Source organism: Alsobacter sp. KACC 23698 (genome assembly GCF_045348435.1).
Taxonomy (GTDB): Bacteria; Pseudomonadota; Alphaproteobacteria; order Rhizobiales; family Beijerinckiaceae; genus Alsobacter.
The window spans coordinates 24,729-47,769 of record NZ_CP157484.1; the positions used below are offsets into that span (position 1 = coordinate 24,729).

At 71.2% G+C, this 23,041-nt stretch carries 24 protein-coding genes; 11 read left to right on the forward strand and 13 right to left on the reverse strand.

Annotated elements, in window-relative coordinates; all coding sequences use genetic code 11:
• Positions 1-154 precede the first annotated feature (154 nt).
• Entirely contained in the window at positions 155-775 is a 621-nt protein-coding gene (locus ABEG18_RS00140) for an Hsp20/alpha crystallin family protein (RefSeq protein WP_406856076.1), read from the forward strand.
• A 42-nt stretch (positions 776-817) separates the two neighbouring features.
• Here ABEG18_RS00140 and ABEG18_RS00145 read toward each other — a convergent pair whose 3' ends face one another.
• Positions 818-2,071 (reverse strand): MFS transporter, encoded by a 1,254-nt coding sequence (locus ABEG18_RS00145; RefSeq protein WP_406856077.1) that lies wholly within the window; start codon positions 2,069-2,071, stop codon positions 818-820.
• 77 nt (positions 2,072-2,148) lie between these two features.
• Positions 2,149-4,518: a xanthine dehydrogenase family protein molybdopterin-binding subunit gene (locus tag ABEG18_RS00150; protein WP_406856078.1), complete on the reverse strand. Its 2,370-nt coding sequence runs from the start codon at positions 4,516-4,518 to the stop codon at positions 2,149-2,151.
• A 167-nt stretch (positions 4,519-4,685) separates the two neighbouring features.
• On the opposite strand from ABEG18_RS00150, the gene ABEG18_RS00155 reads away from it, so the two are divergent.
• The gene (locus ABEG18_RS00155; RefSeq protein ID WP_406856079.1) at positions 4,686-5,021 is read left to right on the forward strand and encodes a hypothetical protein; all 336 of its coding nucleotides are present in this window, start codon (positions 4,686-4,688) and stop codon (positions 5,019-5,021) included.
• A 105-nt stretch (positions 5,022-5,126) separates the two neighbouring features.
• Positions 5,127-5,270, forward strand: a complete 144-nt coding sequence (locus tag ABEG18_RS00160; RefSeq protein WP_406856080.1) for an aa3-type cytochrome c oxidase subunit IV — start codon at positions 5,127-5,129, stop codon at positions 5,268-5,270.
• A 3-nt stretch (positions 5,271-5,273) separates the two neighbouring features.
• On the opposite strand, the gene ABEG18_RS00165 is transcribed toward ABEG18_RS00160, so the two are convergent.
• Positions 5,274-5,843 carry a glutathione peroxidase gene (locus ABEG18_RS00165; RefSeq protein ID WP_406856081.1) on the reverse strand — a complete coding sequence of 190 codons (570 nt, stop codon included), beginning with the start codon at positions 5,841-5,843 and terminating at the stop codon, positions 5,274-5,276.
• A 192-nt stretch (positions 5,844-6,035) separates the two neighbouring features.
• On the opposite strand from ABEG18_RS00165, the gene ABEG18_RS00170 reads away from it, so the two are divergent.
• Entirely contained in the window at positions 6,036-7,634 is a 1,599-nt protein-coding gene (locus tag ABEG18_RS00170; RefSeq protein ID WP_406856082.1) for a catalase, read from the forward strand.
• A 109-nt stretch (positions 7,635-7,743) separates the two neighbouring features.
• On the forward strand, positions 7,744-8,907 hold the full coding sequence (gene hemW / locus ABEG18_RS00175; protein ID WP_406856083.1) for a radical SAM family heme chaperone HemW: 1,164 nt from the start codon (positions 7,744-7,746) through the stop codon (positions 8,905-8,907).
• Positions 8,908-8,913: 6 nt separating this feature from the next.
• Here hemW and ABEG18_RS00180 read toward each other — a convergent pair whose 3' ends face one another.
• The gene (locus ABEG18_RS00180) at positions 8,914-11,733 is read right to left on the reverse strand and encodes a [protein-PII] uridylyltransferase (RefSeq protein ID WP_406856084.1); all 2,820 of its coding nucleotides are present in this window, start codon (positions 11,731-11,733) and stop codon (positions 8,914-8,916) included.
• A 339-nt stretch (positions 11,734-12,072) separates the two neighbouring features.
• Here ABEG18_RS00180 and ABEG18_RS00185 point away from each other — a divergent pair, with 339 nt between their 5' ends.
• The 4 genes from ABEG18_RS00185 to ABEG18_RS00200 all read left to right on the forward strand — a co-directional run bounded on the left by ABEG18_RS00185 (position 12,073) and on the right by ABEG18_RS00200 (position 15,283).
• Positions 12,073-13,053 (forward strand): aliphatic sulfonate ABC transporter substrate-binding protein, encoded by a 981-nt coding sequence (locus ABEG18_RS00185; RefSeq protein WP_406856085.1) that lies wholly within the window; start codon positions 12,073-12,075, stop codon positions 13,051-13,053.
• Between the two features lie 127 nt (positions 13,054-13,180).
• Positions 13,181-13,948: an ABC transporter permease gene (locus ABEG18_RS00190; RefSeq protein WP_406856086.1), complete on the forward strand. Its 768-nt coding sequence runs from the start codon at positions 13,181-13,183 to the stop codon at positions 13,946-13,948.
• Positions 13,949-13,958: 10 nt separating this feature from the next.
• Positions 13,959-14,744 carry an ABC transporter ATP-binding protein gene (locus ABEG18_RS00195; protein ID WP_406856087.1) on the forward strand — a complete coding sequence of 262 codons (786 nt, stop codon included), beginning with the start codon at positions 13,959-13,961 and terminating at the stop codon, positions 14,742-14,744.
• Between the two features lie 29 nt (positions 14,745-14,773).
• On the forward strand, positions 14,774-15,283 hold the full coding sequence (locus ABEG18_RS00200; RefSeq protein ID WP_406858726.1) for an OsmC family protein: 510 nt from the start codon (positions 14,774-14,776) through the stop codon (positions 15,281-15,283).
• 27 nt (positions 15,284-15,310) lie between these two features.
• Here the strand turns inward: ABEG18_RS00200 and gshB are convergent, their stop codons facing one another.
• From gshB to rsmI, 3 genes are all read right to left on the reverse strand, one after another.
• Entirely contained in the window at positions 15,311-16,258 is a 948-nt protein-coding gene (gshB, locus tag ABEG18_RS00205; protein ID WP_406856088.1) for a glutathione synthase, read from the reverse strand.
• 124 nt (positions 16,259-16,382) lie between these two features.
• A complete protein-coding gene (locus ABEG18_RS00210) occupies positions 16,383-16,763 on the reverse strand; it encodes a YraN family protein (protein ID WP_406856089.1) in 381 nt (126 codons plus the stop codon).
• 2 nt (positions 16,764-16,765) lie between these two features.
• The gene (gene rsmI, locus ABEG18_RS00215) at positions 16,766-17,689 is read right to left on the reverse strand and encodes a 16S rRNA (cytidine(1402)-2'-O)-methyltransferase (protein ID WP_406856090.1); all 924 of its coding nucleotides are present in this window, start codon (positions 17,687-17,689) and stop codon (positions 16,766-16,768) included.
• A gap of 142 nt (positions 17,690-17,831) precedes the next feature.
• Between rsmI and ABEG18_RS00220 the strand changes: the two genes are divergently transcribed.
• The gene (locus ABEG18_RS00220) at positions 17,832-19,046 is read left to right on the forward strand and encodes a penicillin-binding protein activator (RefSeq protein WP_406856091.1); all 1,215 of its coding nucleotides are present in this window, start codon (positions 17,832-17,834) and stop codon (positions 19,044-19,046) included.
• A gap of 99 nt (positions 19,047-19,145) precedes the next feature.
• The gene (gene grpE / locus ABEG18_RS00225; protein WP_406856092.1) at positions 19,146-19,793 is read left to right on the forward strand and encodes a nucleotide exchange factor GrpE; all 648 of its coding nucleotides are present in this window, start codon (positions 19,146-19,148) and stop codon (positions 19,791-19,793) included.
• 13 nt (positions 19,794-19,806) lie between these two features.
• Here the strand turns inward: grpE and ABEG18_RS00230 are convergent, their stop codons facing one another.
• The 6 genes from ABEG18_RS00230 to ABEG18_RS00255 form a co-directional block, all read right to left on the reverse strand.
• Positions 19,807-20,352, reverse strand: coding sequence for a GNAT family N-acetyltransferase (locus ABEG18_RS00230; protein WP_406856093.1), 546 nt, complete (start codon positions 20,350-20,352; stop codon positions 19,807-19,809).
• Positions 20,349-20,969, reverse strand: coding sequence for a 2,3-bisphosphoglycerate-dependent phosphoglycerate mutase (locus ABEG18_RS00235; protein WP_406856094.1), 621 nt, complete (start codon positions 20,967-20,969; stop codon positions 20,349-20,351). The genes ABEG18_RS00230 and ABEG18_RS00235 overlap by 4 nt, the downstream gene beginning before the upstream one ends.
• A gap of 31 nt (positions 20,970-21,000) precedes the next feature.
• On the reverse strand, positions 21,001-21,807 hold the full coding sequence (gene dapB, locus ABEG18_RS00240; RefSeq protein WP_406858727.1) for a 4-hydroxy-tetrahydrodipicolinate reductase: 807 nt from the start codon (positions 21,805-21,807) through the stop codon (positions 21,001-21,003).
• Between the two features lie 93 nt (positions 21,808-21,900).
• Positions 21,901-22,356 (reverse strand): GNAT family N-acetyltransferase, encoded by a 456-nt coding sequence (locus ABEG18_RS00245; protein WP_406856095.1) that lies wholly within the window; start codon positions 22,354-22,356, stop codon positions 21,901-21,903.
• A complete protein-coding gene (locus tag ABEG18_RS00250; protein WP_406856096.1) occupies positions 22,353-22,658 on the reverse strand; it encodes a DUF1330 domain-containing protein in 306 nt (101 codons plus the stop codon). The genes ABEG18_RS00245 and ABEG18_RS00250 overlap by 4 nt, the downstream gene beginning before the upstream one ends.
• Positions 22,655-22,957 (reverse strand): DUF1330 domain-containing protein, encoded by a 303-nt coding sequence (locus ABEG18_RS00255; RefSeq protein WP_406856097.1) that lies wholly within the window; start codon positions 22,955-22,957, stop codon positions 22,655-22,657. Before ABEG18_RS00255 ends, ABEG18_RS00250 begins: the two co-directional genes overlap by 4 nt.
• Positions 22,958-23,041 lie beyond the last annotated feature (84 nt).

Here is a 23,041-nt window from a genome sequence, read left to right on the forward strand (position 1 = left end):
GGCGATGGCGGGGGCCGGTGCGGGCCCGCCGGCGCAGGCCGTGAGGGGTTCCGGGAGCGCGGACGGCGTCGCTCCCGAGGGGCGGACGAATGCTCCATTCGGAAGGCCCCCGCGGCGGGCGGCGTCTCCCACACTCACCGGTGAGGAGACCATCATGGCGCGCAATTCCCTGACGCCTTTCCGCTCGGGCGGCCTGCTCGGGGCGGACCCGTTCCTGTCGCTGCATCGCGAGATGAACCGGCTGTTCGACGACGTCATGCGGGGGGCGCCGCTCGCCGCCGCGGGCGGGCAGGGCGGCTCCACCCTGATCGCGCCCAACATCAATGTCAGCGAAACCGACACGGAGGTCCGCGTCACCGCCGAGCTGCCCGGCGTCACCGACAAGGACATCCATGTCGACCTGAATGACGACGTCCTGGTGATCCGCGGCGAGAAGAAGCTGGAGAAGAAGGAAGACAAGGAGAACTTCCACTATATCGAGCGGTCCTACGGCACCTTCCAGCGGGCGCTGCAGCTGCCGTTCCCGGCCGATCCCGAGCAGGTGAAGGCGCATTTCGAGAACGGCGTGCTCACCGTCACCCTGCCCAAGAACGCCAGGCAGGAGCGCGCCCGCCGCATCCAGGTGCAGACGGGCGGCGCGTCGCAGGGCGGCGGCGCCCAGATCGCCCCCCAGGCGGGAGGGCAGGCCGGCCACGGCTCCGGGGCGGGGCAGGGTAGCGGCCCCCAACCGGGCGGCGCGGCCCAGCCGGGCGGCTCGTCGAACCCGTCGTCCTGACGGGCGCGCTCGCGCGGGCGGCCGGAGGGCCGTCCGCGTCGCTCAAGCGGCGGTGCGCGACAGGCCGCCGGCCATCCGCCTGCGGCTGAAGATCAGCCAGCACACCGCCGCGAGGTTGAAGCCGTTCCACAGGATGCCGTTCAGGAAGGCCATCCGGTAGGAGCTCGTCGCGTCGAAGATCACGCCCGACACATAGCCGCCGAACGCCATGCCCAGGATGGTGGCCGAGACGACGAGGCCGATCTTCGATCCCGCCTCGCGCGGCGGCAAGAGCTCGCGGCAGATCACCGCGTACATCGGCACGATCCCACCCTGGAACAGGCCGAAGATGCCCGACACGATGTAGAGCGAGGTCAGCCCGTCGAAGAGCGTGTAGAGCGCCAGGGCGACGCCCTGCATCAGCGATCCGATGAGCAGCGTCGTCGTCGCGCCGATCCGGTCGGCCACGAGGCCCGAGCCGATGCGCGACACGATGCCGAGCGACAGCATCAGCGACAGCATCTCGGCCCCGCGGGCGACGCCGTAGCCGAGGTCGCCGCAATAGGCGACGATGTGCACCTGCGGCATCGACATCGCCACGCAGCAGGAAAACCCGGCCGCGACGAGCAGCATCACCAGGAGCCGCGGCGAGACGCCGATGCCGGCCCGCGCCGTCTCGGTCGCCGCCTCGGCCTCGGCCATCATCTGCGCCGAGGGCCGGCCCCGCATGAAGTAGGAGAGCGGGATCACCGTCACGGCGATGAAGACGCCGATGCCGATATAGGTGGCGCGCCACCCCACGGCCGGGATGCCCCATTTGATCACCAGCGGCCAGATCGTGCCGGCCAGGTAGTTGCCTGACGCCACCACGACGACGGCGAGCCCGCGCCGCTTGATGAACCAGTGGGAGATGTCGGCCATCAGCGGCGCGAAGCCGACGCCGGCGAAGATGCCGATGAGCAGGCCATGCACGGCCGAGAACACGGCCAGGCTGGGCGCCATGCCGGCGAGCACGAAGCCTCCGCCGAGCCCGGCCGCCGCGACGGCCAGCAGCGCCGCGACGCCGGTCCGGTCCATGATGCGCCCCAGCATGATGGTGCCGAAGGCGACGCCGAACATCATCAGCGTGTAGGGCAGGGAGGCGCCGGCGCGGTCCACGCCGAACTCCGCCTGCACGCTGGGCAGGACGACGATCACCGCCCACATGCCCGCGCCCACGATCGTGGCGATCAGGAGCGAGAGGGCGAGGCGCGTATACGCGTAGGCGCTGTCGGGCGCGCGCGGGCCGGAGCCCAACAGGGTGGCAAACATCGCCATGATCAAGCTTTCGCCGCTGCGCAGGCGCCAGGATGGCGCGCCTGAGACACCGCACAGAGCATCTTTGCGGCGGCCGTTCAAGCCGGCCTTGGGGACGGTTCGGGCTCCCCGGCGCCCCGCAGCGCGGCCCAGACGCGCTGGGGCGTGGCCGGCATGTCCAGATGCTCGATCCCGAACGGCGCGAGCGCGTCCAGCACGGCGTTCATCACCGTGTGCGGCGCCCCAATCGCGCCCGCCTGCCCGGCGCCCTTCGCCCCGATCGGGTTGGCGTCGGTCGGGATCTCGACGAAGCTGACGTCGAAACGGGGCAGGTCCGCCGCGCGCGGGGCCTGGTAGTCCATGAAGGTCGCGGTGAGAAGCTGCCCCGAGTCGGGATCGTAGCGGATCTCCTCCATCAGCGCCTGGCCGACTCCCTGGGCGAGGCCGCCATGCACCTGCCCCTCGGCGAGCAGCGGGTTCACCAGCGCGCCGTAGTCGTCCACCGCCGTGTAGGCCATGAGCCGCGTCTCGCCGGTCTGCGGATCGATCTCGACCTCGGCGACATGGCACCCGTTCGGGAAGGTGTAGCTCTCGGAGGGATTGTGGCCATGGCCCTGCAGCGCCTCGTCGCCGGCCGAGGCCGCCTCCGCCGCCGCGCGGGCCAGCGAAATGGAGCGGGGCGGCCCGCCGTCGCGCGGACTCAACACGAACTCGCCGGCCGCATAGGCCACGGCCTCCGCTTCGCCCTGCAGCAGGCGGGCGGCCAGGATGCGCCCGTTCCGGACGAGGTCGTCGGCCGCCAGCAGCAGCGCCGCGCCGCCCATGTGGAGGGAGCGGGCGCCGCCATGGCCTCCGCCCCGCGGAACCGCGCGGGTGTCGCCCTGCACGAAGCGGAACGCCTGGGCCGGCAGGCCCAGCCTGGCGGCCGCGAGGCGCACGAAGCTGGTCTCGTGGCCCTGCCCGTTGGATTGCGTCCCAATCGCGAGGTCGATGCGGCCGTCCGGCGCCACCGAGAGCCAGGCGTCCTCATGCGGCTGTCCGCGCGAGGTCTCCAGGAAGCAGCCGATCCCGATCCCGCGCAGCCGGCCTGCGGCCCGGGACGCCTCGCGCCGCGCCGGAAAACCGGCGTGGTCGGCCGCCGCCAGGGCCCTGCCCAGATTGGAGAGCGCGTCGCCCGAGTCGATCGCATAACCCAGCGCGTTCCGGTGCGGGAAGCTGCGGATCAGGTTGCGCCGGCGAAGCTCAGCCGGATCGAGGCCGAGCCGCCGCGCGGCGACGTCGACCAGCCGCTCGATCACATAGTTCGCCTCCGGCTTGCCCGCGCCCCGATAGGCGTCGATCGGCGCCGTATGGGTGAACGCGCCGCGCACATCCATGCTGACGGCCGGAATGTCGTAGAGCCCGCCCATCGCCGGCGTCGGGGCCGTGGTCGAGCTGCCGGGCCCGAGCGAACTCACATAGGCCCCCAGATTGGCGATCGTCTCGACGGCCAGGGCCAGGAAGCGGCCGTCTGGGTCGAGGCCGAGCCGCGCCCGGGTCACGTTGTCCCGCGCGTGCACGCCGCCCGCGAACTCGTCGATCCGCTCGGCCGTCCAGCGCACGGGCGACCCCAGCCGCTTCGCCGCCCAGAGCACGAGCGCATATTCGGGGTAGACGACGTTCTTCATCCCGAACCCGCCGCCGACGTCCGGGCAGACCACGTCCAGCCGGTCGAGGGGGATGCGGAACACGCCCTCGGCCAGCTCGCGGCGAATCTGGTGCGCCGAGGCCCCGCTCAACGTCAGCAGATAGCGCTGCGCGGCTGCGTCCCAGGCGCCGATCGCGCCGCGCGTCTCGAGCGCCGCGGCCGCGATCCGGTTGTTGACGAGGCTGATCTCGACGACGTGCGCCGCCGCCGCCAGCGCCGCCGCGGTCCGGTCGCCGTCGCCGCGCCGATACCGGAACGCCAGGTTGCCGGGCGCCTCGGCCCAGACCTGGGGCGCGCCGGCGTCGAGCGAGGCCTGCGTGTCGGTGATGGACGGCTCGGTCTCGTAGGCGACCGCGATGAGGTCCAGCGCGTCGAGGGCCTGCTGGCGCGTGTCGGCGGCCACCAGGGCGACAGGGTCGCCCACATGGCGCGCGCGGTCGAGGCAGAGCGCCGGGCGCTCCGGCACGACGAGGCCGCATTCCGGCCCGAGCGCGAGCGAGCACGGCAGCGGCCCCAGGCCGTCGGCGGCGAGGTCGCGCCCCGTGAAGGCTCCGCGCACGCCCGGCGCCGCCAGCGCGGCCGAGACGTCGACGCTGAGTATCCTGGCGTGCGCATGGGGCGATCGCAGCACCGCCGCGTGCAGCGTCTGGTCCGGCCCGGCGTCGTCCACATAGGTCCCGCGTCCGGTCAGGAAGCGGCGGTCCTCGGCCCGCCGCTCGGATCGCGGGTCCCCGGACGCGTCGTGGAGGAGAGACGCTCCGCCGTCGTTTCGGTTCGGCATTCCAGATCGCCTTCCGCCCGGTCGGCGTCGGCCAGCGGCGACACTCGTCCCAGATGGGTCTCGTAAACGGGCGGAGGTCCGGATTCAACGCGCGAGCCTGTCGGCCATGTGTCGATCGTCACATTGGAAGCGACGGTCATGGTCCATGATCCTGGCGAGGGACCATCATGCGCAAGCGCCATCGATCGATCTATGCGGCGGCGTTCCTGGCCTTCGCGGCGGCGGGGCAGGCCGGCGCCTGTGACGGTCAGGCCGTGGCGACGCGCATCGCGTCGGCGGACGAGCACCGGTTCTGGGTGGACTTTTGGGCGGATCTCGACCCGCAGGAGTCCCGCGCGGAGGCGGGCTACTACGCGGCCGACGTCAAGGAGGCCTGGCGCATGGCGGCGGAGCCCGATTGCGCCTCCGCGCCGGACCTGCGCTGGACGAAGGCCCTGCTCAAGCGCCGCCTCGCCGCCCTGCAGGCCAGCCAGCTCGCGGCGGGCGTGCTGCCCGGCCGCTGACGTCCGGCGCACGGTGTCGAACACAAACGCCGATGGGCTGCGACGCCGCCGGCCGACGGTCTAGAATCGCGCCGGCGAGGGGGCGAGGGCCGAGGAGGATCGGTCATGGAACAGCGCGTCGCAGGCCAGCCGCCCCAAGTGGACCTTGAGGAGCACGAGCGCACCTACCGGATGTTCGTCCGCGGATGCCGATACGTGGCGCTCGCCGTGCCGCTGATCCTGCTGTTCATCTTCTACTGGACCGAGTGACGCTCATCCGGCCTTGGCGATCTCGCGCTCGACGGCGGCGATGAGGGCGGAGGCGTTCGGATCGGTCGTCGTCGGGAACACCGCCGCCAGGCGCCCGTCAGCGCCGACGAGATATTTGTGAAAGTTCCAGCGCGGCAGGTCGCGCGGGCGCTCCGCCGCGGCCCACCTGTAGAACGGGTGGGCGTCCGGCCCCAGCACCTTGACCTTGGCCGCCATGGGGAACGCCACCCCGTGCTGGCGCGCGATCCCGGCCGTCTCCTCGGACCCGCCGGGCTCCTGGCCGCCGAAGTCGTTCGACGGGACGCCGATGACGGTGAGGCCGCGCGGCTTCATCGCTGTCCAGAGCGCCTGCAGCCCGCCCAGTTGCGAGGCGAAGCCGCAGAACGAGGCCGTGTTGACCACCAGGACGGGCCGCGGCGCATAGGCGGCCAGCCGCAGGTCCTTCCCGTCCAGCCCCGCGAAGGTGAAGCTCCACGCGGTCCTGCCGCTCATCCCTGGGCCGGTCTCCGGCAGGGCCGGCGCGGCCCAGGAGGCCGCCAGTCCGGCCAGGATGGCGCGACGATCGAGGTTCATGGGGTTCCTCCGGCTCGCTCTGCAGGGATGATGGAAGCGTCTACGGTCCGCTCCGGCCATCGGTTTCATCGCGCCGCGGATCACGTCGCCGCCTGCAACCTGGCGACGGCGACGGGCGTTGTGGCGTCACGCCGGCGGCGGAGCCGCCGTTCGCGCATTCGGCTGCGCATCATCTCATCACAGGGGAGCGACATGAGCGACACGCGCAAGACACTCACGACGCGTCAGGGACGCCCCGTCTCCGACAACCAGAGCCTGCGTTCGGTCGGCGAACGCGGCCCCGCCACCCTCGAGAACTACCAGTTCATCGAGAAGATCACCCATTTCGATCGCGAGCGCATCCCGGAACGGGTGGTGCACGCCCGCGGCACGGCCGCGCACGGCTATTTCGAGGCCTATGGCAAGATCGGCGACGAGCCGGCCTCCCGATACACCCGCGCCAAGGTGCTGACCCAGGCGGGCGTGAGGACGCCGGTGTTCCTGCGCTTCTCCACCGTGATCGGCGGCAAGGAGAGCCCCGAGACGGCCCGCGACCCGCGCGGCTTCGCCATCAAGTTCAAGACCGTGGACGGCAACTGGGACCTGGTCGGCAACAACCTGAAGGTCTTTTTCATCCGCGACGCCATCAAGTTCCCGGACATGATCCACGCCTTCAAGCCGGACCCGGTGAGCAATCGCCAGGAGGCGTGGCGCTTCTACGATTTCGTCATGCACCACCCTGAGTCCCTGCACATGGTGACCTGGGTGAAGAGCCCCTGGGGCATCCCGGCGAACTACCGCCACATGCAGGGCTCCAGCGTGAACACCTACAAGCTGGTCAACGACCAGGGCCAAGCCGTGCTGGTGAAGTTCTCCTTCGAGCCCAGGCTCGGCGTGAAGAACCTGACCAGCGCGCAGGCGGCCGAGATCCAGGCCCGCGATGTCGGCCACGCCACCCGCGACCTTTATGACGCGATCGACCGCGGCGACTTCCCCGAATGGGAGATGTGCGTCCAGATCATGTCGGACGACGATCATCCCGAGCTCGATTTCGACCCGCTGGACGACACCAAGCGCTGGCCCGAGGATCAGTTCCCGCTGCTGCCGGTCGGCCGGCTGGTGCTGGACAAGAACCCGAACAATGTCTTCGCCGAGACCGAGCAGTCGGCCTTCGGCACCGGCGTGCTGGTGGACGGAATCGACTTCTCCGACGACAAGATGCTGCAGGGGCGCACGCTGTCCTACTCGGACACGCAGCGCTACCGCGTCGGCCCCAACTACCTGCAGCTTCCCGTCAACGCCCCGCAGGAGCGCGCCCGCGCGGCCACCAACCAGCGCGACGGGCAGATGACCTACCATGTGGACGGAGCCGGCGAGAACCCGCACGTCAACTACGAGCCGAGCGCCATGGGGGGCCTGGGGGAGGCGCCCAAGCCCGCCAAGGACTATCACCCCTGGGTCGAGGGCCATCTCGGCCGTTTCCAGACCACCCGCACGGCGGACGACTATCGCCAGGCCGGCGAACGCTACCGGACCTTCGAGGATTGGGAGCGCGACGACCTGATCGCCAATCTGGTCGACGACATGAAGCAGTGCCCCGAGCCCATCGCGCTGCGCATGATCTGGCATTTCTGGCATTGCGATCCCGACTACGGCCGGCGGGTGGCCGAAGGCGCCGGGATCGACCTGGAGAAGGCCAAGGCGCTGCCGCCGCTCGAGGGCAAGCCCGCCCCCGGCCGCAACCGGGAGGGCGCGACCTACACGGACGGCGAGCGCGAGGGCGGCGCGCGGCGGGCGGACGCGGCCGAGTAGCCGTCCTGCGCCGCGGCTCCTGGCCGGCCGCGCTCGCAAGGGCCGGCCGGCCTGCGTCCGGGTCGCCTTGGCGCTTGCGTTCCGCGCGGCGAGCGCTCAAACCACCGGCATGGACGCACAGCCTCCCTTCGACGCCGGTTTCGGGGTCTATATCCACTGGCCCTTCTGCGCCTCGAAGTGCCCGTATTGCGACTTCAACAGCCACGTCCGGCACGCCCCGGTGGACGAGGCGCGCTATGTGGCCGCCTTCCGGCGCGAGATCGCCCATCAGGCGGCCCTGGCGCCCGGCCGCAAGGTCAGCTCCATCTTCCTGGGCGGCGGCACGCCCTCGCTGATGCAGCCCGCCACCGTCGGGGCGGTGCTCGACGCGGTCGCGGCGAACTGGGAGGTGGCCTCCGACGTCGAGGTGACGCTGGAGGCCAACCCGACCTCCGTCGAGGCCGCGCGCCTGCGCGGCTACCGGGCCGCGGGCGTCAACCGCGTCTCGCTCGGCGTGCAGGCGATGAACGACGCCGACCTCGTCGCGCTCGGGCGCCTGCACACGGCCGAGGAGGCCATGGCGGCCGTCGCGGTCGCGGCCAGCGTCTTCGACCGGTACTCGTTCGACCTGATCTACGCCCGTCCGGACCAGACGCCGGCCGCCTGGGCCGCCGAGCTCAAGGAGGCGATCGCCCGCGCGGCGGAGCACCTGTCGCTGTACCAGCTCACGATCGAGCCGGGCACGATGTTCGAGCGCCTGCGCGACGCCGGCAAGCTCGTGGTGCCGGACGCCGACGCCGCCAGAGCCCTCTACGAGACCACCCGCGAGGTCTGCGAGGCGCATGGTCTGCCCGGCTACGAGATCTCCAACCACGCCCGGCCGGGCGCCGAGTGCCGCCACAACCTCGTCTACTGGCGCTATGGCGAATATGCCGGCGTCGGCCCCGGCGCCCATGCGCGGCTGGCGACCGGCAACGGCCGGCTGGCGATGTCGACCGAGCTCGTCCCGGAGAGCTGGCTCGCCCGGGTGGAGGCCGAAGGGCACGGCGTCGTCGACGTCGAGCGCCTGTCCGCCGAGGCGCAGGGCGACGAGTTCCTCCTAATGGGGCTGCGCCTGGTGGAGGGCGTCGATCCCGCCCGCTACGCCGCGCTCGCCGGGCGCGAACTCGACCCGCGCCGCATCGCCGACCTGTCGGGCGAGGGCCTCGTGGAGCAGCTGCCGGACAGCCGCCTGCGCGTCACCCGCGAAGGCTTCCCGGTGCTGGACGCCATCGTGGCGGATCTGGCGGCCTGACGCCTTTCACCGTCCCCCGGCCCGCGCCAGCTTCGGCTCGCGGTCGCGCTCCCGGGCGGGGTCGCGCGCCTGCAGCACGTCCATCAGGTGGCGCCGCACCGAGGCCTGGCGGGCCGCGTTCGCGATCTTCGAGCCGGTGAGGTCGGTGACGTAGAACACGTCCACGGCCTTCTCGCCGAAGGTGGCGATATGGGCCGACGCGATGTTGAGGTTCAGCTTCCCCAGCGCGGTGGTGAGCTCGTAGAGCAGGCCGGGCCTGTCGAGCCCCGACACCTCGATGACCGTGTGGCGCATCGAGAGCGCGTTGTCGATCATCACGTCCGGCGCCACCGTGAAGGCCTTGGACGCCGAACTGCGGTCCGGCGACCGGGCCGCGACCGCCTCGGCGATCCTGATCTCGCCCTTCAGGGCGCGCTCGATGTGCTGCGCCACCCTGTTGGCGCGCCGCAACTCGTCGTCGTCGAGATCGAAGGCGCGCGACACGAAGATGGTGTCCAGCGCCATCCCGTCCGTGGTGGTGAAGATCTGGGCGTCGACGATGTTGGCCCCCGCCGCCGCGCAGGCGCCGGTAACGATCGCCAGCAGGCGGGGATGGTCCTGCGCGGTCACGGTGAGCTCCGTCACGCCCCGGAAGCTGTCGGTCGCCACCTCGGTGGCGAGAGAGCGCAGCTCCTTCTCGGCCCCGCGCAGGAACAGCGCGTGCTTCACCTTGCGGGGCAGGTCCACCTTCAGCCAATAGGCGGGGTAATGGCGCGCCACATAGGCGTCCACCTCGGCGTCCGGCCAGGTCGGCAGCGCCTTGCGCAGCTCGTCCTGGGCGTAACGCACGCGCTGGGCGCGCTCGATCTGGGAGTGGCCGCCGGCCAGCACGATCTCGGTCTCCCAATAGAGCGTGCGCAGCAGCTGGCCCTTCCAGCCGTTCCACACGCCGGGCCCCACCGCCTTGATGTCGCAGACCGTCAGCACGAGCAGCATGCGCAGGCGTTCCAGCGTCTGCACCGTGGCCGCGAAGGTCTCGATCGTCTTCGGGTCCGACAGGTCGCGGCTCTGCGCGATGGTCGACATCAGGAGGTGGTGCTCCACCAGCCAGGAGACGGTGTCGGTCTCCGCCGGCGTGAGCCCCAGCCGCGGCCCCAGCTTGCGGGCGATCCGCGCGCCCGCGATGGAGTGGTCCTCCGGGCGGCCCTTGGCGATGTCGTGGATGAACAGGGCCACCGCCAGGACGGTGCGGTTGCGGATCGCCGGCAGGATCTCGTTGGCGACGGGCAGCTCGTCCTTGAGCCGCCCGTTCTCGATGTCGGCCAGGATGCCGATCGAGCGGATCAGGTGCTCGTCCACCGTGTAGTGGTGGTACATGTTGAACTGCATCATCGCCACGACGCGGCCGAATTCCGGCGTGAACCGGCCGAGCACGCCGGCCTCGTTCATGCGCCGCAGCACCACCTCGGGGGCGTTGGTCGACGTCAGGATCTCCAGGAACAGCCGGTTGGCCTCCGGCGAGGTGCGGACCTCCGGGCCGATCAGCTTCAGCGACCGCGTCACCAGGCGCGTGGCGTCCGGGTGGATCGCCCGGTTCAGCTTGTCGGCGATCCAGAACAGCCGGATCAGGTTCACCGGATCGCGGGCGAACACGTCGTCGCGCGCCACGCTCAGGCGGTCGTTGTCGATGACGAAGTCCTTGCTCTCCGAAATCGCGCGGCCGCTGCGGCGGAACCGCCCCACCAGCCGGTCCAGCATGGCGCGCGGCTTGGCGTGACGCGCCTCCAGGGCGGCGCACACGATGGCGGTGAGGTCGCCCACGTCCTTGGCCACCAGGAAGTAGCGCTTCATGAAGCGCTCCACCGCCGACATGCCGCCATGGCTGGAATAGCCGAGCCGTTCGGCGATCTGGCGCTGCAGGTCGAAGGCGAGGCGCTCCTCGGCGCGTCCGGTCACGTAGTGCATCTGGCAGCGCACGCGCCACAGATACTCGTCGCAGCGGCGAAAGAGGTCCGCCTCCTCCTGCGAGAACAGGCCGGCCTGCACCAGGTCGGCGCTGCGCTTCACCCGGTAGACGTATTTGGCGATCCAGAAGAGCGTGTTGAGGTCGCGCAGGCCGCCCTTGCCGTCCTTGACGTTGGGCTCGACCAGATAGCGCGACTGGCCGGCCCGGTTGACCCGCCGCTCCCGCTCGCCCAGCTTCTCCGCCACGAACTGGGCGGCCGTGCCCTGCACCACCTCGCGGTCGTAGCGCTGCTCGAACTCCTCGAACAGGGCCGCGTCGCCCAGCAGCAGCCGCGCCTCCAGCAGCGCGGTGCGGATGGTCAGGTCGCCCTTCGCCTCCCGGATGCATTCGTCCAGGCTGCGGGTCGAGTGGCCGACCTTCAGCTTCAGGTCCCACAGGGCGTAGAGGATGCTCTCGATGACGCTCTCGGACCAGGGCGTCGTCTTGTAGGGCAGCAGGAACAGCAGGTCGACGTCCGACCCCGGCGCCAGCGTGCCGCGGCCATAGCCGCCCACGGCGACGACGGCGAGGCGTTCGGACGACGACAGGTTCACGGCCGGATGCAGCACCCGCACGGCGATGTCGTGCAGGGCGCCGACCAGCGCGTCCATCAGGTCCGACAGGCGCCGGGCGCAGGCGAGCCCGTTGCGCTCGACGTCCAGCAGCACCCGCGCCTTCTCGCGGCCCTCGTTCAGGGTGTCGCGCAGCACGGCGACGACCGCGGACCGGCGCGCCGCCGGGTCGGAGCCGGCCTCGCGGACCGCCTGCTCGAGGGAGAGGGCCAGTTGGGCGCTGTCGAAGACAGGCGACGGGTGGGCTGGGCTGCTTCGGGGCGCGACCATGGACGTCCATTCCAGAGAAGGGCTAGGTTTCGGAGGATTCACGGCATCCGTCAAATGCGGCCTTGCCGCATCGATCCCGCCGGAGCGCCGCCAAGCCCTGGGCGTGAAATAACAAGCAAAAATGTGAAATTGTGAGATCTACGCAGCGTTTGACATACAGAACGCTTGAACCTATAAATCAAACACGCGCCGATTTGAGCGAGCAGCTTGCTGGGCGCGGCGGCCGGGATCCGCAGGGTCTTGGGCCACACAAATGCAGCTAAAGCGCCGCGGGCGGATCGAGGTTCAACGCCTTCCTCCCACGACCGCGCCCTGCAGCCGGGATGATGAGGAGGACGCATGTTCACGATCAATCGACGCCACACGCTCGCCCTGGCGGCCGCCCTTTGCATGACGGCCGGCGCGGCCGGCTCCGCATCCGCCCAGGTCAAGGAGATCCGGATCGACTGGGCCACCTACAACCCGGTGAGCCTCGTCCTCAAGGACAAGGGCCTGCTCGAGCAGGAGTTCAAGAAGGACGGGATCGCCATCCGCTGGGTCCAGTCGCTCGGCTCCAACAAGGCGCTCGAGTTCCTGAACGCCGGGTCGCTCGATCTGGGCTCGACGGCCGGCTCCGCCGCCCTGGTGGCCAAGATCAACGGCAACCCGATCAAGTCCGTCTACGTCTATTCGCGCCCGGAATGGACCGCGCTGGTGACGAAGTCCGACGCGATCAAGACCGTGCAGGACCTCAAGGGCAAGCGCGTCGCCGTCACCCGCGGCACCGACCCGCACATCTTCCTGGTCCGCGCCTTGGCGGACGCCAAGCTCACCGAGAAGGACGTCAAGCTCGTCCTGCTGCAGCATCCGGACGGCCGGCTCGCGCTGGAGCGCGGCGACGTGGAGGCCTGGGCCGGGCTCGATCCCCTGATGGCCGCCTCCGAGGTTGAGGGCGGCGCCCGCCTGTTCTTCCGCAACCCCGCCGCCAACACCTGGGGCGTGCTCAACGTCCGCGAGGAGTTCGCGCAGCAGAACCCGGAGATCGTCGCGCGCGTGCTGAAGGTCTATGAGCAGGCCCGCCAGTGGTCGCTCGCCAACCCCAAGGACCTCGCCGCGACGCTGGTGGCGGCCACCAAGCTTCCCGATCCGGTCATCGCCAAGCAGCTTGAGCGCACCGAGCTGACGCACGGTCCGATCGGCCAGCCCCAGGCCGAGACCATCCTGGCCGCCGGCCTCGCCTTGCAGCAGGCGGGCGTGATCGACGCCGGCGTCGACGTCAAGGCGACCGTGGCGAGCCTGATCGAGCCGAAATACCTCGCCGGAAAAGCCGCGACCCAGTAAAGCCTGTCCGGAGCCCAGACCGGAGACGCCATTTTTGGACGCCTCGACGATCCCATCGCGTCCGTCGACCTCCCCTCGGACGGACGCAAGCAGCGCGGCGCCGCCCCTCACGGCGCCGCGTTCGCGTATGCGTCGGCCCGACTGGGCCCTCGGGCTGCTCCTTCCGCTGGCGCTGGCGCTCGGATGGGAGGCGGCCGTGCGCCTCGGCCTGGCGCAGGGTCGGCTGATGCCGCCGCCCTCCCGCATCCTCGCCGCGTTCTGGAGCCTCGCCCGCACCGGCGAATTGTGGACCCATGTGGCGGCGACGCTCGCGCGCGTCCTGGCCGGGTTCGCGCTCGGCGCGCTCTTGGGCACGCTGGCCGGCGCGCTCGCGGGCGCCTCCGGCAGGTTCCGCGCCCTCGTCGATCCCAGCCTGCAGGCCCTGCGGGCCGTGCCGTCCATCGCCTGGGTGCCGCTGTTCCTCCTCTGGTTCGGCATCTTCGAGACCTCCAAGGTCGTGCTGATCGCGGTGGGCGTGTTCTTTCCCGTCTATCTCGGGGTCGCGGGCGCGATCGCCAGCATCGACCGCAAGCTCCTGGAGGTCGGCCGCGTCTTCCGGCTGGGCGACGCCGCCATGGTCCGGCGCGTCATGCTGCCCGCCGTGCTGCCGGAATGGATCCTGGCGCTGCGCTCGGGCCTGGGGCTGGGCTTCATGTTCGTGGTGGCGGCCGAGCTGATGGGCGCCTCGGAAGGCCTCGGTTATCTGCTCCTCGACGGGCAGCAGATGGGCCGCCCGGACCAGATCCTCGCGGCCATCATCGCCTTCGCCCTGCTGGGCAAGCTCTGCGACGGCGTTCTGGTGGCCTCCACGTCGCGCTTCGTGGCGTGGCAGGACACCGCCCGGGGTCGGTTGTGAGGCGCCGCTGATGTTCGTGGTCGATCGCCTCTCCAAGACCTATGCGGACGGGACCCGCGCGCTCCAGGACGTCTCGGTGTCGGTCGAAGCCGGCGAGATCCTGGCCATCGTGGGCGGCTCCGGCTGCGGCAAGACCACGCTGCTGCGTCTCGTGGCCGGGCTCGACGCCGCCACCGACGGGACCATCACGGTGGACGGCGAGCGCATCGCCGCCCCTCATCCGGCCGTCGGCATCGTCTTCCAGGAGCCCCGGCTGTTGCCGTGGCTGACGGTGGCCGACAATGCGGGCTTCGGCCTCATGGACCTGCCCCGCGCCGAGCGGGAGGCGCGCACCGCCGCCGCGCTGCGGCGCGTGGGTCTCGGCGAGCATGCGGCCCGCTGGCCGCGCGAGCTCTCCGGAGGCCAGCAGCAGCGCGTCTCCATCGCGCGGGCTCTGGTGGCGGGGCCCAAGGTGCTGTTGCTCGACGAGCCCTTCTCGGCGCTCGACGCCTTCACCCGCGCCAGCCTGCACGAGCACCTGCTCGCCCTGTGGGAGGCGAGCCGCCCCACGGTGGTCATCGTCACGCACGACGTCGACGAGGCGGTGTCCCTGGCCGACCGGGTGGTGATCATGCGCCCGCGGCCGGGCCGCGTCTTCGAGACCGTCAAGGTGACCGCCCCCCGCCCGCGCGACAAGTTCGCGCCGGGTTTCGACAAAGCCAAGCGCAGGGTCTTGAATGCGCTCGACCGCTCGCTCAAGAACACGGGCGAAGACGCCCAGAACCCCACGGCCGGCGGCGCCGAGCTGTGGTGGTGACCTCCGGAGGATAGCTCATGACCGACGCCATCGACGCGACCGCCCTGCGGGCCATGCAGGCCCCCATCAAGGCCAAGTACAAGGACGCGCCGGATGCGGCCGTCATCACCCTGAAGGCCTCGGGCGAGATCGACGAGGCCAAGATCGCCTGCAAGGTGGAGACTGGCCGCGCGCTCGCGGTCGCGGGCCTGCACCCGGCGACCGGCGGCTCGGGCGCCGAGCTCTGCTCGGGCGACATGCTGCTGGAGGCGTTGGTCGCCTGCGCGGGCGTGACCCTCAAGGCCGTCGCCACGGCTCTCGAAGTGCCGCTGCGCAAGGGCGTGGTCCGCGCCGAGGGCGACCTTGATTTCCGCGGCACGCTGGGCGTCGACCGCGAGGCGCCCGTGGGGTTCCGCGCCATCCGCCTCGCCTTCGACCTCGACACGGACGCCCCGCAGGAGAAGATCGATTCGCTGATCAAGCTCACCGAGCGCTATTGCGTGGTGTTCCAGACCATCAACGCCAAACCGCAGCTCAGCGTCTCCGTCAATCGGGGCTGAGGCCGGCCCGCGGGGGGGGCGCTTCGCCTAGGAGCGCCCGACCTTGTCCTCGATGCACTCCCAGATCGAGACGGCGAGGTCCGGCCCGCCCAGGCGCTTGATGGCGCGCAGGCCGGTCGGCGACGTGACGTTGATCTCCGTGAGGTTGCCGGCGATCACGTCGATGCCGACGAAGAGCAGGCCCATCTTGCGCAGATGCGGCCCGATCCGCTCGCAGATCTCGCGCTCGCGGTCCGACAGCATGGTGGTCTCGGCCGCCCCGCCCCGCACCATGTTGGAGCGGATGTCGTTCTCGGCGGGCACGCGGTTCACCGCTCCCAGCGGCTCGCCGTCGACCAGGATGATGCGCTTGTCGCCCTCGCTGACCTGCGGCAGGAAGCGCTGCACCACCCAGGGCTCGCGGAAGGTGACCGAGAACAGGTCGAACAGCGAGCCGAAATTCGGGTCCTTCTGGCCGACCTTGAACACGGCCGCGCCGCCATTGCCATAGAGCGGCTTCATCACGATGTCGCCGAACTCGCGCCGGAAGGCGTTGATCTCGTCCATGTCGCGGGTGATCAGCGTCGCCGGCATCAGGTCCGGGAACTCGGTGACGAAGATCTTCTCCGGCGCGTTGCGGACATGGGCCGGATCGTTGACCACCAGGGTCTTGGGATGGATGCGCTCCAGGAGATGGGTCGTCGTGATGTAGGCGAGGTCGAAGGGCGGGTCCTGGCGCAGCAGCACCACGTCCATCTGGCCGATGTCGAGCCGCTCTGCGTCACCCAGGGTGAAATGGTCGCCCTTCACGTCGCGCACCTCGATCCGGGAGGCCGGCGCGGTGATCCGGCCGTCCCGCATCGAGAGCTTGTCGGCCGTGTAGTAGAAGAGCGTGTGGCCGCGCGCCTGCGCCTCCAGCATCAACGCGAAGGTGGAGTCTCCGGCGATGGTGATGCGCTCGATGGGGTCCATCTGGACGGCCACGGTCAGCGACATGGGGTTCTCCTGCATCGGCGGCGGCGCGGGGCCGGGCTGGACTTTTCGGCGGCACCTTCGTCCGGTTCAGGCGCGGTGGCAACCCGTCGCGAGCTTGCGCCGGTGCAAGGCCCTGGCCGCCCGTTCAGTCCTGCAGCGTGAACGCGTCGGGGACGTGCCGGGGCCAGCGCCACGGCGCGAGCAGGACGGCGTCGCAGCGCAGCGTGAAGCGCATCGCCCAGCCGTTGCGGGCGAGCCAGCGCCGGGCCGCCCGGCCGAACAGCCTCTCTTTCTCGGCGCCGATGGCGGCGGCGGCGGCGTCCAGAGTCGCCCGCGCCTTCACCTCCACGAACGCGATGGTGTCGCCGCGCCGGCAGATCAGGTCGATCTCGCCGCCCTTGCCGCCATAGCGCCAGGCCACGATCCTGTAGCCTTTCGCGAGCAGGAACAGCGCAGCGGCAACCTCCGCGCGCATTCCCCACCGCAGAGCCGCCCGGCGTGCGGACGGATCGCGGCGAGGGCGCATGGTCACTCCTTGACGATCATGACCGCGCGTCCGTAGACGCGCTTGCGCGGCAGCCCCGTCTCCTGCGCGACGATCGCGACCGCGTCCTTGACGGAGAGCCTGGCGAGATGTTCGCGCAGCTTGGCGTCGATGGCCTCGTCGTCGCAGGCCTCGTCGGCCGCTTCGGCCCCGGGCGGGCCGATCAGCACCACGATCTCGCCTTTCGGGGCGTCCTCCCCGGCGTATCGGGCGGCGAGCTCGCTCAGCGGCCCGCGGCGCACCGTCTCGTAGAACTTGGTCAGTTCGCGCGCCACCGCGGCGGGCCGGTCGCCCAGCACGTCGCGCGCGTCGGCCAGCATCTCGGCGACGCGGCGAGGCGATTCGAAGAACACCAGCGTCCCCGGGATGGCCCGCAGGATCTCCAGCCGCTCGCGCCGCCCCACGCTCTTGGGCGGCAGGAAGCCTTCGAAGAAGAAGCGGTCCGTCGGCAGGCCCGCCACCACCAGCGCCGCCAGCACCGCCGAAGGGCCCGGCACCGTGGTGACCGGGATGTCCTCCGCCAGGGCCGACTGCACGAGCTTGTAGCCGGGGTCCGACACCAGCGGGGTTCCGGCGTCGGAGACCAGCGCCAGCGCCTCGCCCTGCTTCAGGCGGGCCAGGATGCGCGGCCGCATCTCCTCGGCGTTGTGCTCGTGATAGGCCACCAGCGGCGTCGTGATGCCGTAATGCGCCAGGAGCGTCTTGGTCACGCGCGTGTCCTCCGCCAGCACGGCGGCGGCGGCGGCCAGCGTGCCGAGCGCCCGGAAGGAGACGTCTCCCAGGTTGCCGATCGGCGTGGCGACGACATGCAGCCCGGGGCCGAGGCGCGTGGCCTCCGCCCGCATGCCGAAAGCGGTGAACCCGGAGGGCCTGTCGGCCCCGGATCCCTGATGCGTGTGTTGCGCCATTGCCTCGATTCCCGGTTGGATCGACCATCGCACGCGGCGCAGGGTTCGCAAAAGGCCCCCCAGCGGCTAGACAGGATGATGTTCCGTCCGCGGAACGGGGGTCCGCCGTCCGTGCGGGCGATGGGCAGGCGAGGAGGTTGACGTGTCCTGGATAGCGACGCCGGCCATTCGGCCGTTCGGGTCCGTGCGGATTTTCGCCCGGCTCGCCGCGGTCAGCCTCGCCGCCGCCCTCACGTCGGCCTGCGTCGGCTCCATGCCGGGCGTCGGCTCGCTCGGCGCCGCTCCCACCCCGGCGCCCGCCCCGGAGGCGCCCGCCATCGAGGCCGGGAAGCTGCGGGTCGGCCTCATCCTTCCGCTCACCGGAGGCGGCAACGCGGCCGTGGCGGCGAACTCCCTGAAGAACGCCGCCGACATGGCGGTGGCCGAGTTCTCCAACTCCAATGTGGCGCTCCTCGTCAAGGACGACCGCGGCGCGCCGGACGGCGCCCGCGACGCCGCCCAGCAGGCGCTGGCCGAGGGCGCGGAGGTCATCGTCGGACCGCTCTTCGCTCCCTCCGTGCAGGCGGCCGGCCAGGTCGCCCGGCAGGCCGGCAAGCCCGTCATCGCCTTCTCGACCGACGCCGGCGCCGCGTCGCGCGGCGTCTACCTGCTCAGCTTCATGCCGGAATCCGAGGTCGACCGGATCATCGAGTTCGCGGCCTCCAAGGGCAAGCGCTCGATCGCCGCGATGATCCCGAACACCGCCTACGGGACGGTGGTGACGGCCGCCTTCCAGGAGGCCGCGGCCCGGCGCGGCGTGCGCGTGCCGGCGCTGGATCGCTACAATCCCGATCGCGCGTCCATCGAGGCGGCCGCCAAGCGGATCGCGGCCCTGGGCGACCAGGCCGATGCGCTCTTCGTCCCGGACGGCGGCGACGGCATGGGCCTCGTCGGCGCGGCCCTGGCCGCCAATGGGGTGACGGGCGCGCGCATGCAGCTCCTCGGCACGGGGCTCTGGGACGACCCGCGCGTGTTCGCCGCCAAGGGCCTGCAGGGCGGCTGGTTCGCCGCTCCCGACAAGGCGGGCTTCAACAACTTCGCCGCGCGCTACCGCGCCCGCTTCGGCAGCGATCCCACCCGCATCGCCACGCTGGCCTATGACGCGGTGTTCCTGGTCAATGCGCTCAACGCCAAATACGGGGCCCAGGCCTTCAGCGAGGCCACCTTGACCAACCCGGACGGCATCATCGGCACCGACGGGCTGTTCCGCTTCCGGCAGGACGGCGTCAGCCAGCGCGGCCTCGCCGTGCTGCAGGTCGGCGCCGGATCGGCCAGCGTGATCAGCCCGGCGCCGCGGTCCTTCACGCCGGGCGCCTGAGCCCGGGCTCGCCGCCGGAACGCCTCCGCCCTTGATTTTTGGGCTCCGCGGCCTGATATGCGGCCCATCCCCGTTCCATTGCGTGTACAAGCGACCATCATGACCCATCCCGATCCGCAGACCGACAAGACCCCCGAATCCGCTCCGTCGCCGGCCGCCGGCCAGGAGGGCGCGCCCGAATTCTCGGCGCAGGGCGCGGACGCGGAGCGCGATGTCCACTCGGTCATCGAGGCGCTCAACGCCGAGAACACGGGCCTGAAGGACAAGGTCCTGCGGACGCTGGCCGAGATGGAGAACCTGCGGCGCCGGACCGAGAAGGAGGTGGCGGACGCGCGCGTCTACGCCACGACCAACTTCGCCCGCGACATGCTGACCGTGGCCGACAACATGCGCCGCGCCCTGGAGGCGCTGCCGGCCGAGGCCGCCGCCGCCGCCGAGGGGCCGCTGAAGGCGCTGATCGACGGCATCGAGCTCACCGAGCGCGATCTGTTGAAGACGCTCGAGCGCCACGGCATCCGCAAGCTGGAGCCCAAGGGCGAGAAGTTCGACCCCAACCTGCACCAGGCCATGTTCGAGGTGCCGGACCCGTCCGTCCCCAACGGCACGGTGCGCGAGGTCGTGCAGTCCGGCTTCGTGATCGGCGATCGCGTGCTCAGGCCGGCGCTGGTGGGCGTCGCCAAGGGCGGGCCGAAGCCCGGGCAGAACGGCGGCGAGCCGGCGGGCGCGAACGTCGACCGCCAGGCCTGAGCCGCCGCGCCGGTCAGATCGGCTTCCAGTAGAAGAGCGTGTCGCAGGGCCGCCCGTCCGGCCACAGCGCGTAGCCGGGGATGACCCCGACGCGCCGGTAGCCGAGGCGGTCGTAAAGCCGCGCCGCGTCGCCCTCCAGCTGTGTGTCGAGCGTCAGCATGGTGCGGCCCAGCGCCCGGGCGTGCGCCTCGGCCGCCAGCATCAGGCGCTCGGCATGGCCGAAGCGCCGGCTGTCGCGCCGCACCAGCAGCTTCATGATCTCGCAGCGATGCGGCTGGTTCGGCTTGCCGGAGGGCGCGAGCTGCACCGTGCCGACCAGCCGGTCGCCGTCGAAGGCGCCGAACAGAACCACCTCGCCGGCCTCCACGGCCGCCGCGACGTCGGCGTAGAAGCCGACCCCCTCGGCCATCGAGAAACCATCCATGAAGCTCACCGACGCGCCGCCTTCGACGCAGTCGACGAGCACGGCCGCGAGGTCCGGGATCCTGGCCCGGGCCTCGTCGGATTCCAGGATCCGCACCTGCATGGCGCGGGCCTGCGGGGCGCCGGCCTCGCTCACGCGGCGAGGACCTGCTTGGTGGCCACGGTGGAGTCGGCGTTCAGCCGGTAGACCAGCGGCACGCCCGTATCGAGCTCCATCGACGGGATGGTCTGGGGCGTGAGGCGGTCGAGCACCATCACCAGCGCGCGCAGGGAGTTGCCGTGCGCGGCCACCAGCACGCGCTCGCCCCGCAGCACGCGCGGCAGGATCTCCTGGCAGTAATAGGGCAGCACGCGCGCGACCGTGTCCTTGAGGCTCTCGCCCCCGGGCGGCGAGACGTCGTAGCTGCGGCGCCAGACATGCACCTGCTCCTCGCCCCAGCGCGCCCGCGCGTCGTCCTTGTTGAGGCCGGAGAGGTCGCCATAGTCGCGCTCGTTGAGCGCCTGGTCGCGGATGGTCTGGAGCCCGGTTTGGCCGAGCTCGGCCAGGATCAGGTCGTTGGTGGCCTGCGCCCGCGACAGCGCCGACGTGAAGGCGATGTCGAAGGCGAGCCCCAGCGCCTTCAGCCGCTGGCCCGCCGCCTTCGCCTCGCCGACGCCCTTCTCGGTCAGGCCGGGGTCCTTCCAGCCGGTGAACAGGTTCTTCAGGTTCCAGTCGCTCTGGCCGTGGCGGACGAGGACGAGCAGTCGATCCATGGGACGGTGTCTCCGATGCGCGGGATGAAAGTCAGATGTCGCCGAGGCCCAGCACGTCGTCCATCCCGTAGAGGCCGGGCTTGCGGCCCTTGCCCCACAGGGCGGCCCGGACGGCGCCGCGCGAGAACAGGCTGCGGTCCTCTGCGAGATGCGTGAGGACGAGGCGCTCATGGGGCCCGGCGAAGACGACGCTGTGCTCGCCCACCACGGTGCCGCCGCGCAGCGCCGCAAAGCCGATGTCGCCCGCCCGTCGCGCGCCCGTCTGGCCGTCGCGGCCCCGGTCGGACCGCTCGGCCAGCGAGATCCCGCGGCCCGAGGCGGCGGCCTCGCCCAGCAGCAGCGCCGTGCCGGAGGGCGCGTCCACCTTGGCCCGGTGATGCATCTCGACGATCTCGATGTCGAACTCTTCGCCCAGCGTCCGCGCCACCTTCCGGGTCAGCGCCGCCAGCAGGTTCACGCCGAGGCTCATATTGCCGGACTGGATGACGACCGCGTGCCGGGCCGCGGCCTCCAGCCGTCCCATGTCGGACGCGTCGAGGCCCGTGGTCCCGACGACATGGACGATGCGGGCCTGCGCGGCGAGCTCCGCGAAGCCGGAGGTCGCCGCCGGGCTGGTGAAATCGAGCACGCCCTCGGCCTGGGCGAACACCGGCAGGGGATCGTCCACGATGCGCACGCCCGTCTCGCCGATGCCGGCGAGGAGCCCGGCGTCCTGGCCCAGCGCGATGGAGCCGGCATGCTCGATCGCCCCGCACAGCACCGCGCCGGGGGTCTCGTGGATGGTCTTGACCAGCATCCGGCCCATGCGCCCGGCGGCGCCGACGACGACGAGACGCATCTCGGACATGGCTGAACTCCTCTCAACCGCGCCGGTATAGAGCATTTCCGGCCAAAAGGGACCCGGCTTGAGCGGCCCGGGCCGGGCCCCGCCTCACAGGCGCTTGGTCACGACCGGCCGGCCATGCCCGAGGCGCGCGACGGCGTCGGGCGTGCGGGCCTCGTCCAGCGCCAGGTAGCCGCGGCGGAACATGAACTCGGTCGCCTCCGCGTCCTGCGGGACGGCCAGCACGGAGGCGTAATAGGCCCAGCGGCCATATTCCTCGACGGTGGTGACCAGCGCCGAACCGACGCCCTGGCGGCGCGCGTCCGGCGCCACCGCGAGCGTCTCGACGGTCATCATGCCGTCGATGTCGCCGACCGCCGCCACCCCGACGAACTCGCCCGTGTCGTCCCGCACCGCCACGAAGCCGCGGCCGGCGATAGAGAGAGCCTCGAGCATCGGCAGGTCGACCGGATGGCCGGACCGGGCCGCGAGCGCAAAGAGCGCGTCGGACTCCGATCCCTCCGCGTAGCGGATGGAGAGCCCGTCCGCCAGTTCGCGCTTCACGAGGGCTGCGGCCCGTCATACCCGCCGATGATGATCAGGTCGGAATAAGCCGCGTTCTTGCGAAACGCCCGGGCCCGGCTGTATTCGGGCGAGTGGAAGCAGTCCAGCGCCTGCTGGTAGGTCGGGAACTCGATGACGATGTTGCGGGCCTTGGCCCCGCCCTCGGCCACCTCGAAGGGGCCGCCCCGCACCAGGAATTTCGCGCCGTATTTGGCGAAGGCCTCGGCGTTGGCGGCGCGGTACTTCTCGTACTCCTCGGCGTTCGTCACCTCGACATGCGCGATCCAGTAGCCCTTGCTCACGGCTGCTCTCCATCGAAGCCTTCGACCAGCAGGAACTCGCCGCGGCTGACGCCCTCGCGGTGCTTCTTGGCGGCCTGGTATTCGGGCGAGTCGTAGTAGCGGCGGGCCTGCTCGTAGCTCTCGAACTCCAGGATGACGTTGCGCTTGCGGGCCTCGCCTTCCAGCGCCTCGCTCCGGCCGCCTCGCGCCAGGATGCGCGCGCCATGGATCCGCATGGCTTCGAGCGCTCCCTTGGCGTAGAGCGCATACTGGTCGGCGTCGTCCACGTCGACACGGGCGACGATGTATCCCTTGGGCATATCATGGTCCTCGCGGGGTCTTCGCCCCGATCCGGGCAGCCAAGCCCATCGGGGACGCGGGGTCAATCGCGCAGAGGCGCTCAG

Excerpts from the sequence above, each read along its gene's own strand:
- ABEG18_RS00255 (WP_406856097.1), bottom strand. The coding sequence starts at position 22,957 with ATGCCCAAGGGATACATCGTCGCCCGTGTCGACGTGGACGACGCCGAC.
- rsmI (WP_406856090.1), bottom strand. The coding sequence starts at position 17,689 with ATGGCGCAACACACGCATCAGGGATCCGGGGCCGACAGGCCCTCCGGG.
- ABEG18_RS00195 (WP_406856087.1), top strand. The coding sequence starts at position 13,959 with ATGTTCGTGGTCGATCGCCTCTCCAAGACCTATGCGGACGGGACCCGC.
- ABEG18_RS00170 (WP_406856082.1), top strand. The coding sequence starts at position 6,036 with ATGAGCGACACGCGCAAGACACTCACGACGCGTCAGGGACGCCCCGTC.
- ABEG18_RS00165 (WP_406856081.1), bottom strand. The coding sequence starts at position 5,843 with ATGAACCTCGATCGTCGCGCCATCCTGGCCGGACTGGCGGCCTCCTGG.
- hemW (WP_406856083.1), top strand. The coding sequence starts at position 7,744 with ATGGACGCACAGCCTCCCTTCGACGCCGGTTTCGGGGTCTATATCCAC.
- gshB (WP_406856088.1), bottom strand. The coding sequence starts at position 16,258 with ATGTCGCTGACCGTGGCCGTCCAGATGGACCCCATCGAGCGCATCACC.
- ABEG18_RS00210 (WP_406856089.1), bottom strand. The coding sequence starts at position 16,763 with ATGCGCCCTCGCCGCGATCCGTCCGCACGCCGGGCGGCTCTGCGGTGG.
- ABEG18_RS00150 (WP_406856078.1), bottom strand. The coding sequence starts at position 4,518 with ATGCCGAACCGAAACGACGGCGGAGCGTCTCTCCTCCACGACGCGTCC.
- dapB (WP_406858727.1), bottom strand. The coding sequence starts at position 21,807 with ATGCGTCTCGTCGTCGTCGGCGCCGCCGGGCGCATGGGCCGGATGCTG.
- ABEG18_RS00145 (WP_406856077.1), bottom strand. The coding sequence starts at position 2,071 with ATGGCGATGTTTGCCACCCTGTTGGGCTCCGGCCCGCGCGCGCCCGAC.
- ABEG18_RS00235 (WP_406856094.1), bottom strand. The coding sequence starts at position 20,969 with ATGGATCGACTGCTCGTCCTCGTCCGCCACGGCCAGAGCGACTGGAAC.
- ABEG18_RS00140 (WP_406856076.1), top strand. The coding sequence starts at position 155 with ATGGCGCGCAATTCCCTGACGCCTTTCCGCTCGGGCGGCCTGCTCGGG.
- ABEG18_RS00185 (WP_406856085.1), top strand. The coding sequence starts at position 12,073 with ATGTTCACGATCAATCGACGCCACACGCTCGCCCTGGCGGCCGCCCTT.
- ABEG18_RS00190 (WP_406856086.1), top strand. The coding sequence starts at position 13,181 with ATGCGTCGGCCCGACTGGGCCCTCGGGCTGCTCCTTCCGCTGGCGCTG.
- ABEG18_RS00180 (WP_406856084.1), bottom strand. The coding sequence starts at position 11,733 with ATGGTCGCGCCCCGAAGCAGCCCAGCCCACCCGTCGCCTGTCTTCGAC.
- ABEG18_RS00155 (WP_406856079.1), top strand. The coding sequence starts at position 4,686 with ATGCGCAAGCGCCATCGATCGATCTATGCGGCGGCGTTCCTGGCCTTC.
- grpE (WP_406856092.1), top strand. The coding sequence starts at position 19,146 with ATGACCCATCCCGATCCGCAGACCGACAAGACCCCCGAATCCGCTCCG.
- ABEG18_RS00160 (WP_406856080.1), top strand. The coding sequence starts at position 5,127 with ATGGAACAGCGCGTCGCAGGCCAGCCGCCCCAAGTGGACCTTGAGGAG.